Below are 14,778 nucleotides of genomic sequence, written 5' to 3' on the forward strand. Positions count from 1 at the left end.
TAATCAGATCTTTAACCTTGAATAAGGAAATTCTTAAGCATTTTACTCTATTTAATAATGAGAAATTACTCGTTTTGGCAGAAAAACACGCCACAATTAACGCCTGACACACGCATTTATATCGAAAGAGTCGAAATTAGCAGAGCGTTATTGGAAGTTCGATTTTAATTTGATGTACATCAACACTTAAAATATGAAAAACCCCATCAAAAACCAGAGAGAAATTCATATATAGAATGGATGAATAAAAAAGGATTGGAGAATAGATTTGATATATAAAACATCTTAAAATCGCCAGCGCGTGGTCCACGATTTTATGTAATAGGTTTCAGCAGAAAAACAAATCCAATTAGTGAGCCTGCTAAAACATGGTTTTTGGAATATTCAAGATCGCTCATATATGAATACCCCGCAATGGCAATGCCACCACTACGGGGTCACGAACTTACTCCTTCACCACAATCAACGGCTCGATATCGCTCTCTTTTTTAATCACCAGCGACTCGTCACCGCGCAGGCAGGTCCCGCCGTAGTTACCACCTACGGTGAAGGTACAGACCTGAATATATTTACCGGCAACCTTTGGCAGACACCAAAGTTGCTGATAAATGTTTTTCTGCTCGGCAAACTTACCGCTGGTTTTATCCAGCAACTCTTCCTGGTGGCTAACCAAATCGATGTTGTTACCGCAGCGCCCAGCTATCGGTTTCACCGCATAACCCGTTTTCGCCAGCTCATCATTCACCGTGAAATCCGTATCCAGCAGATAGCGATGATGAGGGAAGAGCTGCCACAGAATCGGCAGAATCGCTTTGTTCCCTGGAATCACTGTCCAAAGTGGTTCAAATACCAATACTTCCGGGCGCAACAACACGTCTATCAAGCGCACTTCCTGCTGAGTATGTCCGGTACGAATCGGCACAGCCGCATATTCAGTTTCACTCACCTCACGCACCTGTTCAATCGCGGTTTCCCACGCCCAGGTTTTCCAGACACAGTTCACCAGACGACCGTCACCATCAATCAACTGGCCCGCATCATCCCACCGCAATTCGTCCAGACCACGCAGGATCTTACTTTCGAAACCAGCCTGGTGCAGAGCCTGCTGCATAAACTGCGCATGGTAGTTCTCCTCAATATCCTTATCCTGCATGATATGAACGAAAGGACGCGCACGGCTGTGTTTCCATGCCCCTGCCAGTTCATTAATCAGTCCTTCTGCCGGGTTGTGCCCATGCCCGGTATAACCCCGCTCAGCCCATCTTTCGAGGATCAGACCGGCTTCGGTATGGCAGGATGCGGAATCGGCGTTGTACTCGTACACTTTCAACCCACGCTCATCCATACAGAAATCCATGCGCCCCGTAATCATATGATGGCGACGCCGCTGCCAGGATAAGCGCAGACGCGGCCAGAGGATTTTCGGGATATCAAACAGCGCCAGCAGGTTATCGTCTTTCAGCACCTTGTCGGTAGCGTGCAGATACATCAGGTGCAGTTCGTTGGTCGCTTTAATCAGCTCCTGCTCTGCACTTTCGGTAATCGTAAAGTACTGATGCGGATCCTGATTGATCACATGACCGTTCGCCAGCACGTAGGCTTTTTGCAGCGGGTCCTGCTCATCGAGCCACTTACCGTCAAACTGCCCGTTATCTTCCAGTCGTGCGCCGCCAATTTTCAGCGAGTCATTGGCGAACTCCGGCTGCGGCAGGCTGTGACGAGTGTCGTCAGTCTGGATCATCCAGCCAAGGATGGTGGTGTCATCAAAAGTGTCACGCAGCGTGTAGCAGCCATTTTCCACGACCATTTCCAGCTCGCGTGTCCACTGCTGCCCTGGCGGCAGCGGCGTATGAATCACGTTCTGCTCGGCAATACGGATTTTGTTTTCCAACAATTGGGTGACGACTGCCACATGCCCGGTGTCTTTAAATTCGCCGCCTTTCTGCCAGATAAGCAGAGCACCTGCAACCGGCGCACGAGGCGAACCATTCGGGAATGCCTGTAACGGCAGGATGTTGTCATTCACCACTTCTCGCAGGAAGCGCAAGGAGAAGATCTCCCAGGCCATACCCACATCCGTGAAAACGACGCCATAGTTGAGGAAGAGAAAACGGCGTGCAAATTCTACACACTGCCATTTGTGGCCCATATATTCGTCGTCGATATAGCTACGAAAAGCAGCATCATCGTCGTAGTCCCGTGGGTCGAGGGAGCTGTAATCTGAAGAGTAGATTGCTACGCCGCCTGGGGCGTAGCCCAATAATGTCCCGAATGGGGCATCCTGAGTGGTCGTTCCTTTGCTCATGCACCTTACCTCAAAACAATACAGCCTGAGCAGGTTGGCGTGAATTTTTCGCTCTGATTGCCTGCTCTGCGACACTAACCGGACAGAGGTCGACCTATCATACACCTCAACGCAGCGGCTGGCGCTCAGAGGCGAAAAATTCACAGCAGGAACTACGCTTTCTTCAACATCACCGGTACGCTTTTATACGCCGGAGTTAAGCTTTCAGTGTCTACCGCATCCAGCGACAACAACACATTCGCTTCCGGCAGATAAGCACCAATAGAGCCCGCTGCCATGTTGTAAATCACCACCGTTAGCCCGTACATCACGCGATCGGCACAGGGCAACCCCTTATCGTCCAGCGCCTGAACGTCGACAACATCCCCCTGACTCAGCCCACGAGCCGCTGCTTCAGTGGCACTCAAAAACACCACATCGCGCCGACCGGTAATACCTCGATAGCGATCGTTCATGCCATAGATAGTGGTGTTGTATTGATCGTGACTGCGCAACGTAGCCAGAACCAGCGCGTCAGCAGGTTGGTTTTCCCGCACCACGGCCCGTTGGCGGCTGACGATAAAGTTGGCTTTACCATTCTCCGTATGCCATTCACGGCGTGAGGCTGGTGTATCCATACGAAATCCGCCAGGAGCAGTAATACGCGCATTGTAATCGTGGAACGCCGGAATCACAGCTTCAATGGCATCGCGGATCAGCGCGTAGTTTCCAGCTAACGTCTCCCAGTTCACCGGCGAGTGAGGCAGCGTGGCGCGTGCCATTGCCGCCACAATTGCCGGTTCAGACTTTAACCATTGCGAAGCGGGTTTCAGCCCACCACAGGAGGCGTGTACCATCGACATTGAATCCTCGACGGTCACCAACTGAATGCCTGTCGCTTGCAGATCGCGTTCCGTTCTGCCCAATGCGGGTAGCAGATAGTTATGTTTAGCCAACAACAAATGCGATCGATTAAGCTTGGTTGCGATATGGACCTGCATATCGAGTTTTTTCATCGCGGCGAAGGTACGCTGTGGTTGCGGCATCGCCACCGCCAGGTTTCCCCCCATGCAGATAAGCGCTTTCGCCTCTCCCCGCTCAATTGCCCGAATACTTTCCACACTGGAGCGACCATGCTTACGCGAAACGGTGATAGAGAAATGCGCTTCCAGGCGTTGCAAGAAGTCTTCGGATGCTGCCTCGTTAATCCCCACAGAACGGTCACCCTGCACGTTCGAGTGGCCGCGCAGCGGGCAGATCCCTGCGCCCTGCTTACCCATATTGCCTTTCAGCAACAGCAGATTGATCAATTGCTGAACGTTCTCAGTACCGTTTTTATGCTGGGTGATCCCCAGACCGTAGCAGATGATAGTCGCGCGGGACTTGTTGTAACTGTGTGCCAGGTCTTCCATCTGGCCGCGCGTCAGGCCAGAGTCCAATTCCAGCGTCGCCCAGCTACACTGGCGTAAATCGTCATACAGCGCCGAATAGCCTTCGGTATGTTCATCGATAAAGGCATGATCGAGACAAGGTTGTCTGTTCAACAAGATCCGCGCTTCATCCATCTCGATCAGCGCCTTCATGATGCCTTTAAGCAGCGAGGCATCACCGCCCATTTTGACCTGGTAGTAGTCGTTGCTGAGTTCCGTTGCCTGGCCGGTGAACATCTCTTTCGGACTCTGCGGGAAGCTAAAGCGCTCAAGCCCTCGTTCGGTCAGCGGATTGATGGAGATAATCTTAGCCCCGCGTCTGGCAACATCGCGCAGCGTGGTGAGCATGCGCGGATGGTTCGTGCCGGGGTTATGTCCTATGCAAATAACCAGTTCGCAATGGTCAAAATCATCGAGTTCAACGGTCCCTTTCCCAAGGCCAATAGCCTGCGTTAACCCTGCACTGGTAGGACCGTGGCACATGTTTGAGCAATCCGGAAAGTTGCTGCTGCCGTATTCGCGGGCAAAAAGTTGGTACAGGAACGCAGCCTCATTGGACGTTCTGCCTGAGGTGTAAAACTCGACCTGCTCAGCGGAATCATAGCTGCGCAGGCGCTCACCGATTTCCTGAAACGCAGTGGCCCATTCCACGGCCTGCCAGGTATCCGACGCTGCATCGTATTTCATTGGATGCGTCAGACGACCTATATTTTCCAGCTCATAATCGCTGTAGTGCCAGAGTGTGGAAACCGGGTGATGGCTGAAAAATTCCGGTGACGCTTTCTTGCGGGTTGTTTCCCAGGACACGGCCTTAACGCCGTTTTCGCACAGCTCCATTGGCGCACGATGACCCGGGTCCGGCCACGCACAGCCCGGACAATCGAACCCTTTCACCTGGTTCATTTTGAACATCGCGATAATGTCGCGTACAACAGCCTTTTGCGAAAACACCGAAGCAGTGACGGCTTTTACCGCGCCCCACCCACCTGCCGGGCCCTGATAACCGCTAACTCCTGGAACACCATTTTTCATTGTTACTGCTTACTGACCGCCAATTATTGATGGTGAGTACGGTAGCAATTTCCGTCCAATATTGATTTCCTCTTCATGGAGTACAGTCTGGGTACAATGAACGGGTTAGTTTTATCTTCCCCTTTCAGCACAAAGCGACATAAAGTCCCAATCTGTTAAATTGAGTTCTACCTAGCTGCTACACTGCTTCAACACAACCACTCAGAAGGCAGGTCAACATGTCAGACAACACTTATCAGCCCGCGAAAGTCTGGACGTGGGAAAAATCAAACGGCGGTGCATTCGCCAATATCAACCGCCCGGTTTCCGGTGCAACGCATGAGAAAACGCTACCGGTCGGCAAGCATCCGTTGCAGTTGTACTCGCTGGGTACGCCAAACGGTCAGAAAGTGACGATTATGCTGGAAGAGTTGCTGGCGCAGGGTGTAAAGGGTGCGGAATACGATGCCTGGATCATTCGCATTGGCGATGGCGATCAGTTCTCCAGCGGCTTTGTTGAAGTGAATCCAAACTCTAAGATCCCGGCGCTACGCGACCATTCACAAAATCCGCCGGTACGTGTATTTGAATCTGGTTCGATCCTGCTCTATTTGGCAGAAAAATATGGTTATTTCCTGCCGCAGGATTTGGCAAAACGCACCGAAACGCTGAACTGGTTATTCTGGTTACAGGGCGCGGCCCCCTTCCTCGGTGGTGGTTTCGGCCACTTCTACAACTATGCGCCGGTTAAAATTGAGTACGCAATCAATCGCTTCACAATGGAAGCAAAGCGTTTACTCGATGTGCTGGATAAGCAACTTGCACATCATCAGTTTGTAGCGGGAGATGAGTACACCATTGCCGATATGGCGGTCTGGCCGTGGTTTGGCAATGTGGTATTGGGGAATGTCTATGATGCGGCAGAATTCCTTGATGCGGGTAGTTACAAGCACGTTCAGCGCTGGGCAAAAGAGATTGCAGCACGTCCGGCAGTTAAGCGTGGTCGCATTGTAAACCGCACTAACGGACCGCTGAATGAGCAGCTTCATGAACGCCATGATGCCAGCGACTTCGATACTAATACCGAAGATAAACGTCAGGGTTAAAATGCCTGATGGCGACGCCGGGGCGTCGCCATCAGGCCAACAAAGACGCCATACCGTAGGCGGGATAAGGCGTTTGCGCCGCCATCCGGCATAAAATCACGCGCTGGTGACGTCATACTCCATGCGGCGAAGTGCATCCAACGTGAATTTAGCTTCATCTTCGTCAATGATGCTCATGGCGAACCCTACGTGCACCAGCACCCATTGCCCAACCAGTTCGGCAGGTTCGCCTTCACAAATCAGGGCAATATTAACATCACGCTTGATGCCGCACACTTCAACCTGCGCAAGCTGGTGAATATCTTCACCAACGGCCAGAACCTGACCAGGGACTCCAATACACATATCTGACTCCGCCCCATAGCAACCTATGGGCTATTCGACTTCAATACTTTTCACTTTCAGTGAATCGCCAGCATCTACCCGCAGGCGATCGCCCTGACAGAGAGGGCACTGTGCATCATGCTGGGTGATCTCTACGACCTGACTGCAATCCCAGCACCAGGCCTGGGCGGGTTTGTAATCAATATGCAGTTCACATCCCTGCGCCAGTGTTCCCTGGCAGACGATGTCGAAACTGAAACGGACGGCACTCTCTTCAACACACGAGAGTGCGCCAATTTCCAGCCAAACGCCGGTAACGCGTTTTACATCGTGCTGCTCTGCCTGCTGCTGAATAATCTCAACCGCGCTCTGACAAAGAGACAGCTCATGCATTTTCGCAGTTCCGCCGGCCCAACAGTAGCGCACGACGCCCCATCTGCGGCGCATTCGGGTCACTTACCGGTAGCGATAACACCATCCGCGCACAATCGTCAGCCAGGCGAACACCTTCCTGTGCCGACAGACTATGCGAAAGCGGCGACATCAGCGAGCAGGAGAGGTATTGCGATACACCATCCAGTTCACCAACGGTAAATGTCATCTCGCCATACGGTAAACGCAGCCCGATTTTTTCACTGACTTTACGCACGGGCCAGATCTGATCCGGCCCTGGGAAAATCAGTGCACTGAGCATCCAGGGCGTGATAACGCATCCCGTCCACTGCCCTTCAAACAGCGTAAAATCAGAGACATATACCGGCATATTCGGATGCAGGAAAGAAAGATCGTGCATCGAACGCCGGGAAACCTCTTCAAACGCTGCCTGAATTTGCTGCTTCGGGGCTGTCTGAAAGCCTAAGAACTCCTCAGACATGTGCCTTCTCCCGTGGAATAGCTTCAACGCCTGATTCGCGAAGCGCAGCAAGAACCTGCTCAAGCGCAGGTTCAATCATCGCTTCAACTGTCGGTGTCAGCCCGATATGCGGTTCCAGCGATTCCGGAATGATACCCACCAGGGTCAGTTTTTTCGGAAACTCGCCGGTAAAACGCAGGGCCGACAATACGTCGGCCAGGCCAAGCTGGTGCGGTGAGATTTTGTTCGTAAACAGCGCCGGAATCTCTTCGTCCCGCAGGACCATCATCGTTCCCGGCGTGTTTTTTCTCGACACAATGGCGTCAGCGATAATCAGATGATCCCTGTTCGCCATATCGCCGAGAAGCTCCATCCCAGCCGTACCACCGTCCAGAACATCAACAAAGTCTGGCAGGATGTATCGTTGCTCTAACGCCTCAACGATACGCACCCCGATGGCTTCATCGGTCAGCAAAATATTGCCGACCCCTAAGACTAATATCCGCATTACAGAACCTTAACTGAGACCACTTCGTTCCCGTCCACGTCCACCACATGCACCGCACATGACATACAAGGGTCGAAGGAGTGAATGGTACGAACCACTTCCAGCGGTTTGTTTGGATCGGCAATTGGTGTACCGACCAGCGAACGCTCGTACGGTCCCACTTCATCATTAAAGTTACGTGGGCCGGAGTTCCAGGTTGACGGAACAACCGCCTGGTAGTTGCTGATAATGCCGTCTTTAATCACCATCCAGTGAGAAAGCATACCGCGCGGCGCTTCAAGGAAACCTACACCTTTGAATTCGCCTGTTGCCGGGATATCCGGTTTCACGAAGGTGGTGTGGTCACCTTTACCGATGTTCACGATCAGCGCGTTGTACTGATCCTGCAGAACATTCTGCAGTTCACAGCAGTGAACGGTGCGACCAATGATACGACCCAGCGTAGAGTGCAGCTGCGAAACTTCGATGGTTTTACCCGTCAGCTTGGTGTAAATCGCGATGATTTCATTCAGCTTGGCATGAGTTGACTCGCGCTTAGCAGCAAGTTTACACAGCATGTTGGCCAGCGGACCCACTTCAACCGTTTTACCGTAGAAGGTTGGTGCTTTAACCCAGGAGTATTTGCCATCATCTGACCAGCCGGTGTAATCAGGAACCGTTGTGCCTTCCCACGGTGCCTGCGGCGCTTCGTCTTTGTACCATGCGTGTTTCGCACTCTCCTGAATCCCTTTAATCAGGTACTCATCTGAATGAGAGGTGATCGGACGATAAGTCGACAGATCGGCATCGGTGATATAACCGCCCGGGAACAGGAAGCTACCGTTTTTACCGTCAGTCGGGAATTCCGGCGCGCTCAGGTAGTTAACCGCACCCTGACCACGCTCCAGCCACTCAGGATAGAACGCAGCAATAACTGCGGTATCCACCTTGTAAACCTGCTCAACAAAGTCGCTCAGCTTATCGATGAAGGACTTGATGTACATCAGACGTTCAAGGTTCAGCACGCCAAGGCCGTCAAGGTTAATGGGGTTCGCAACCCCACCAACGGCCAGGTTCTGAATGTGCGGTGTTTTACCACCCAACAGCGCCACAACGCGGTTAGCATCACGCTGACATTCCAGCGCCTGCAGATAGTGTGCGACCGCAATCAGGTTCACTTCAGGCGGCAACTGCATTGCCGGGTGACCCCAACAACCGTTGGCAAAAATGCCTAACTGACCGCTGGCAACAAGGTCTTTGATCTTGTTCTGTACTTTGGTGAACTCTTCAGCACTGTTCAGATGCCAGGAAGACACGCCGTTCAGCATCGCCGAGGCTTTCGCCGGGTCGGCTTTCAATGCGGAAGTAATATCCACCCAGTCCAGCGCAGAGAGCTGGTAGAAGTGCACGATATGGTCATGCGTGGTATGCGCGGCCAGAATGATGTTACGGATGTACTGTGCGTTCACCGGAACATCAATATTCAGCGCGCTTTCAGCTGCACGAACAGAAGAGATAGCGTGAGTTGTGGTGCAAACACCACAAATACGCTGAACAATCATCCAGGCATCGCGCGGATCGCGATTCTTCACGATCTCTTCCATGCCGCGCCACATGGTACCGGAAGCCCATGCTTTAGATACCACGCCATTTTCGATTTCGCAGTCGATGCGTAAATGACCCTCAATACGGGTTACCGGATCAATAGTAATTCTCTGGCTCATGCTTTGCTCGCCTCATGACGATTTTGATCGTTTTGTTTTAAAGGAGGAAGTATCGGCAGTAGACGAATGAGTACGATGTATGCACAAATCTCAATAGCCACAAAACCAATAGAAATCAACAGTTCTTCCCAGGTCGGGAAGTAGTGGTAGCCACCACCAGGATTGAATGCCACCAGCGAATAGGACAGACGCCATGTTGCACAACCCAGCAATGCGCTCAACGCAGACAGATACAGCATACGCGAGTCATTGCGCAGCTTCGTGACACGCAGCACCACCAGCGGGAAGACCATCAGCACGACTTCAATCCAGAACATCACGGAGTAAAGATCGCCTGCAAACGCATACGACAGCTTGTCGCGGTAGATCAACTCGCCAAAGCGCAGGACAACGAAAATCGCCAGCAGAACGCTAATCGTATTTGTCAGCTTGATGAACAGACTTTTCTCATCCGGACCATTACCTTTCAGACCCGCTTGTACCAACGAGCCTTCAAAAATGACGATCGAGAAGCCCATTATAAAGGCGGTTAATACAGAGAAAAGTGGCAGCATTTCATAAGCTTGCCATAGCGGATGTACTTTATAGCCCGCAGAAATCATCAATGAACCCATTGAAGACTGGTGCATGGTCGGCAGCAGCGCGCCGAGAGCGATAATAAAGAACATCACTTTATTCAAACGCTTGAGCGATACTTTCCAGCCCAGACGTTCAAACAAGGCCGGAGCAAATTCCAGCGCCATGATACCGATATAGATGGTCATACAGACCGCCGTTTCAAACAGTACCGAGTTCACGTTGAAGTGACCCGGAATGTAGAAATACGGCAAGTTCCAATAACGACCGACGTCAATGGTGATCGACAAACCACCCAGCGAGTAACCAAACAGGCTCGCCAGCAGCGCCGGACGTACCAGCGGATGGTATTGCCCTCTGTTGAAAACATACACCGCCCACGCCAGCGCCCAACCACCACACGCGAAACCAGTACCGATCAACAGGTCAAACGCGATCCATACGCCCCACGGGAAACCGCCGTTCAGATCGGAAACTGACCCCAATCCGAAGACCAGACGTTTTACGATCAGGAGCATACACAGGACGATTAACGGCCCAAAAATAATGACCGGTTTGCTGATTATTCTTCCGCCCAGCGGTTTAGGATCATGACTCATGATCGTCTCCTCCATCGTGATGGTCGTTTTTCGTATTACGACGAACCAGCACGGTTAAGCCCGCCAGCGCAGCCAGGGGTAAAATCATGCCCTTATACAGGGAATGTTGAACATGTTCGGAACGCGCACCGGTTGAAAGGTCATCCAGTTTTGGCAGATCCAAATCCTCGTAAGGAACACCCGTCAGCACCATAACCTGCGTACCACCGCCTTCCTTTTCACCGTACAGGTGTGGATAGTACTTCGGTACCGTATGCAAATAGGTATCACCAGCGTTCACTGTCTGACGCGGATAGTGGTATTCGCTGCCAGGCTTCAGGGCGAGACGTTTTTTTGCCTCAGCCATCAGCTCTTCACGCGTACCAAAAATCACGGCACCGGCAGGACACACTTCAACACACCCCGGTAACCCCCCTTTGTCCAGACGTTCAACGCCTTTCTGGTTACACAGTTCACATTTATGAAGCGCACCAAACGGGTTGTTGTAGTCGTATTTAGGGACGTTGTACGGGCAGGCAACCATGCAATAGCGGCAACCAGTACAGACATCTTTGTCATAGTGGACGATGCCGGTTTTCGGGTCTTTCTTCAGCGCGGAAACCGGGCAAACGGAGACGCAGTTCGGATCGACACAGTGCATGCACTGTTTCTTAATATATGCGTAGCCGTTCTCTTCCTGGTCTTTGTTAACACCTGTTCCGCTACGCCACACCTGGATGATGTTGTTGGTGTACGGTGACAGTTTGTCGTTGTTCGACCAGGTCTGCTCGCCTTCCGGGTTACGTGCCGGGAAGTTGATATCCTGACACTTGGTAACGCAGGCCTGGCAGCCTACGCACAGCGTCGAATCATAGAGCATCCCAAGTGAACCCGGGATCGGCGGACGGTTTTCTGCAGCCGCATGACTGATGGACGGCGCAGCGCCCAACAGCAATGCCCCGCTGGAGGCTGCTTTAATAAAGTTACGTCTGTTCACGGTTATTCTCCCCGTGAGTCAGCGTTATCTTTCTTCTGCTGACGCCCCAATTCACGTACCGCCATCACGCTGACGCCGGCAACCAGTCCTACTACGCCGCCAAGCAGCCCAATAGCCCCAGCTGAAATGTTGCCGCCTTCTTTCATGTTGACATCAGGCTTCTCTGAACGCGGGGTTTGGTTTTCCACATGGGCGAGTTGGTGAATGCCTTTATGGAAACCGACGCCTTCTTCGTTACAGCCGTAGCAAGGGTGACCGATCGCCACCGGCCACACGCCGCCAACGTCGCAGAATTGCAATGTTGAGCAGTTGCCGTACGTTTCTGGCCCTTTACAGCCCAGATGATAGAGGCACCAACCTTCACGGTGGCCTTCATCGCCGAACTCTTTAGCAAAACGACCGGCATCAAAGTGCGGGCGACGTTCGCAGTGTTCGTGAATCAAACGACCGTAGGCAAATGTCGGACGGTTTTTGGTATCCAGCTTCGGCGGCTTACCGTAAGTGATGATATGCGCGACCGTGGCGAGGAAGTTATGTGGGTTAGGCGGACAGCCTGGGATGTTGATGATGGTTTTGCCTGGCAGAACTTCTTGCAAGCCGACTGCGCCCGTTGGGTTCACGCCAGCGGCAGCGACACCACCCCATGCGGCACAAGAGCCGATAGCGATGATAGCTGCTGCACCTTCGGCCGCTCTGCGGATGTGATCCACAATTGGCTCACCGGCAACCATGCAGTAAATACCATTATCTTTTAGTGGTATAGAACCATCTACCACCAGAACATATTGCCCTTTGTACTTCTCCAGAGCGTTATGTTTGTTCTCTTCGACCTGGTGGCCAAAGGCGGCAGAGAGTACCTCATGGTATTCCAGAGAGATCGTCTCCAGAACGAGGTTTTCCACTGTAGGGTGTGTCGCACGAAGCAGCGATTCAGTACAACCCGTACACTCCTGAGCACCAATCCAGATAACCGGTGGGCGCTGAGGACGAGAAACTGATTCGGCCATTTCTGCGGCGGCTTTGCTACTGAGCCCCATGGTAGCGGCCAGTGCTGCACAAAGCTTCATGAAATCACGGCGATTGATGCCGTTCGAATTGATGAGAGAATTATCTCCAGTCATTTTATTGTTATTCCGTTGCGAAGACCTGGCTTTTATTTTGCACCATTCGCATGTTGCTTATTGCGATCGGCGCGCCATTACCACACTTTTTATATGGTTATGTGCATTATAATACTTCGGCGGAGCAACAAAACGAAGGCGTAGGTCAATAGTGTAATTAATTAAAGCAAGATAATACCCCTTTTGGATCAAGCTTCGAGCCGATAGCCGGCCATGAAAAACCGAATTGTTGTACTCGACTGGTTCTCTTTGAAGAAATCCATCACCATCTCTTTATCCAGCCCGTAACGACGCGTCAGGATCCCCGCTTCCCACGCGCTGAGCTGTCGGTCGCCCGTTTTTTCAAACATTCGATGTGAAAAACCCAGAACAAAACCGCGTTTATAATCTGAACAAAAATTCGCCACTGAACGAGCACTGTCCGCACTTGAGGCGTTCAATCCGGCCATCAGGCCCTTACCAAAATGGTTGTCCATGCATAACCTCCAATCGCTATATAACAAATTATATAGCGATTTTTTAAGCAAAGGCCAGAGGTATCACGCACTTTTTTGTGCCAGATTAAAAGGACACCCACTCGTCCGTTTTAGGCGCTGCAGAGGTTCTGCTTACTGCGGAAGGGGACGCGGTATTTGTCGATGCATATTGCACATCGTTGGCCGAAAGCCGGAATTGCTGTACAGAGCGTTGCAGCTCTTCCGTTTGCCGTTCCAGTGCCACTGCCGCAGCGGATACTTGTTCTACCAACGCGGCATTCTGTTGCGTCACGCTGTCCATCTGAGTGATCGCAACACTGACCTGCGAGATACCTTTATTCTGTTCTTCAGAAGCAGAGGCAATTTGTTTCATGATAACGGTTACTTCGGTCGCGCCGCGCAGAATCGCTTCCATCGTTAACCCGGTCTCTTTGACCAGTCGAGCCCCCTGGTCGACACGACGCGACGATTCACCGATTAATGTCTCAATCTCTTTTGCCGCGCCGGCGCTACGGCTGGCGAGATTGCGTACTTCCCCCGCTACCACGGCAAAACCACGTCCCTGTTCACCAGCCCTGGCCGCTTCAACGGCGGCGTTAAGCGCCAGAATGTTGGTCTGGAAAGCAATGCTATTAATGACGGAGGTAATTTCTGCGATCTGTTTAGAACTGGCTGCAATACCGTCCATGGTGTCGACCACTTCAGAAACCAACTTGCTTCCTTTACCTGCCGTTTCTGTTGCGGTATCGGCAAGCTGGCTGGCCTCACGCGCATTTTCGGCGTTAAGTTTTACCGTTGCGGTCAGCTCTTCCATGCTGGCAGCCGTCTCTTCCAGCGCCGCCGCCTGCTCTTCAGTACGGGAAGAGAGATCGTTGTTGCCGGTAGAAATTTCCGTAGCGCCTCGCCAGATGTTGTCACTGCCTGAACGAATCGTGCTTACGGCTTCACGCAGGCTGTCCTGCATTGCGCACAATAAAGGGACCAGTTGGCCGACACAGTTCCGGCCGAATTCTTCAATCGGATGGCTGAGATCGCCCTGGGCAATCTGGCGGAACTGCTGGCGAATACGGCCGAGAGGTTTCACCATCATGGTAACGAGGTAACGATCGGTGAAGAAAAGGAGGGCGATCCCGAGGATAACGGCAGTAATAATCAGTGTCCGAATGATCGACGTTTTACCGTCTACCATAATACGCGTCGCGTCCAGTCGCATGCCGGCGGCGGCATTAAACCTTTCAGCGCTGGCACCAAATTCACGGCTCAGTGCGGGCGTAATCGTGCTGGCATGTTCCGAAAACGCCGTCAGCGAGCCCTGCTGCGCCAGCTGCATTTGCGGTATCACGCCTTTATCCAGTAAAGCTTGCCACTTGGCCAGCACTGCTGCTGAAATTTCCGGGTCCATCGGACCGGGAGACAATGTTTTCATCTCCTGGAGCTTTTGGCTCAGATTATCCAGCGATTGCTGGGCAGGTGTGAAATCAGGCGTTCCACCACCAATTTTGACATCCACTGCACGGCTCAGGCGCGTCACAAAGCGAAAGTACTGATCGTTCCCCTGGCTCAGCACCGTCATCTGTTTGACGAGATGGCGGTCAATATCATTCCCTTCTGATATTTTTGATAAAGCATGAAGACTGAATAAACCCACGCCCGACCAGAGCAGGCAAAAAAGTCCAAGTATTGCCAGCATGACAATACGAATAGTGAAGTTTTTCAGCAAATACATAATAATTTCCTTGCCATTGATGAGGAATTCGCCATCAGGCGATACTTTCCCTTGTTATCGGCAGGCAATGGAGAAGATATAATAC

At 52.0% G+C, this 14,778-nt stretch carries 13 protein-coding genes; 1 reads left to right on the top strand and 12 read right to left on the bottom strand.

Annotated elements, in window-relative coordinates; genetic code table 11:
- Positions 1-445 precede the first annotated feature (445 nt).
- Both gss and NNN64_RS20980 read right to left on the bottom strand, forming a co-directional pair.
- Positions 446-2,305 (bottom strand): bifunctional glutathionylspermidine amidase/synthase, encoded by a 1,860-nt coding sequence (gene gss, locus NNN64_RS20975; RefSeq protein WP_271442644.1) that lies wholly within the window; start codon positions 2,303-2,305, stop codon positions 446-448.
- Positions 2,306-2,457: 152 nt separating this feature from the next.
- Positions 2,458-4,746: an FdhF/YdeP family oxidoreductase gene (locus tag NNN64_RS20980; RefSeq protein WP_271442645.1), complete on the bottom strand. Its 2,289-nt coding sequence runs from the start codon at positions 4,744-4,746 to the stop codon at positions 2,458-2,460.
- Positions 4,747-4,964: 218 nt separating this feature from the next.
- Between NNN64_RS20980 and yghU the strand changes: the two genes are divergently transcribed.
- Positions 4,965-5,831 (top strand): glutathione-dependent disulfide-bond oxidoreductase, encoded by an 867-nt coding sequence (yghU, locus tag NNN64_RS20985; protein WP_137382583.1) that lies wholly within the window; start codon positions 4,965-4,967, stop codon positions 5,829-5,831.
- Positions 5,832-5,927: 96 nt separating this feature from the next.
- Here yghU and hybG read toward each other — a convergent pair whose 3' ends face one another.
- The 10 genes from hybG to NNN64_RS21035 form a co-directional block, all read right to left on the bottom strand.
- Positions 5,928-6,176 carry a hydrogenase maturation factor HybG gene (gene hybG, locus NNN64_RS20990; protein WP_048213216.1) on the bottom strand — a complete coding sequence of 83 codons (249 nt, stop codon included), beginning with the start codon at positions 6,174-6,176 and terminating at the stop codon, positions 5,928-5,930.
- A 30-nt stretch (positions 6,177-6,206) separates the two neighbouring features.
- A complete protein-coding gene (hypA, locus tag NNN64_RS20995) occupies positions 6,207-6,548 on the bottom strand; it encodes a hydrogenase maturation nickel metallochaperone HypA (RefSeq protein WP_045447504.1) in 342 nt (113 codons plus the stop codon).
- Entirely contained in the window at positions 6,541-7,029 is a 489-nt protein-coding gene (gene hybE / locus NNN64_RS21000) for a hydrogenase-2 assembly chaperone (RefSeq protein WP_271442646.1), read from the bottom strand. The genes hypA and hybE overlap by 8 nt, the downstream gene beginning before the upstream one ends.
- Positions 7,022-7,516, bottom strand: coding sequence for a HyaD/HybD family hydrogenase maturation endopeptidase (locus NNN64_RS21005; protein ID WP_271442647.1), 495 nt, complete (start codon positions 7,514-7,516; stop codon positions 7,022-7,024). Before NNN64_RS21005 ends, hybE begins: the two co-directional genes overlap by 8 nt.
- Positions 7,516-9,219 carry a hydrogenase 2 large subunit gene (gene hybC, locus NNN64_RS21010; protein ID WP_003828353.1) on the bottom strand — a complete coding sequence of 568 codons (1,704 nt, stop codon included), beginning with the start codon at positions 9,217-9,219 and terminating at the stop codon, positions 7,516-7,518. The genes NNN64_RS21005 and hybC overlap by 1 nt, the downstream gene beginning before the upstream one ends.
- Positions 9,216-10,394 (bottom strand): Ni/Fe-hydrogenase cytochrome b subunit, encoded by a 1,179-nt coding sequence (gene hybB / locus NNN64_RS21015; RefSeq protein WP_005123144.1) that lies wholly within the window; start codon positions 10,392-10,394, stop codon positions 9,216-9,218. The genes hybC and hybB overlap by 4 nt, the downstream gene beginning before the upstream one ends.
- Entirely contained in the window at positions 10,384-11,370 is a 987-nt protein-coding gene (hybA, locus tag NNN64_RS21020; RefSeq protein WP_005123143.1) for a hydrogenase 2 operon protein HybA, read from the bottom strand. Before hybA ends, hybB begins: the two co-directional genes overlap by 11 nt.
- 2 nt (positions 11,371-11,372) lie before the next feature.
- Positions 11,373-12,491: a hydrogenase 2 small subunit gene (hybO, locus tag NNN64_RS21025; protein WP_016154493.1), complete on the bottom strand. Its 1,119-nt coding sequence runs from the start codon at positions 12,489-12,491 to the stop codon at positions 11,373-11,375.
- Positions 12,492-12,679: 188 nt separating this feature from the next.
- Positions 12,680-12,967, bottom strand: a complete 288-nt coding sequence (locus NNN64_RS21030) for a DUF2623 family protein (protein ID WP_048213218.1) — start codon at positions 12,965-12,967, stop codon at positions 12,680-12,682.
- Positions 12,968-13,052: 85 nt separating this feature from the next.
- Positions 13,053-14,693: a methyl-accepting chemotaxis protein gene (locus tag NNN64_RS21035; protein WP_271442648.1), complete on the bottom strand. Its 1,641-nt coding sequence runs from the start codon at positions 14,691-14,693 to the stop codon at positions 13,053-13,055.
- Positions 14,694-14,778: the final 85 nt, after the last annotated feature.

The sequence above is a fragment of the Citrobacter sp. Igbk 14 genome, from assembly GCF_028069825.1.
In the GTDB taxonomy this organism is placed as follows: domain Bacteria; phylum Pseudomonadota; class Gammaproteobacteria; order Enterobacterales; family Enterobacteriaceae; genus Citrobacter.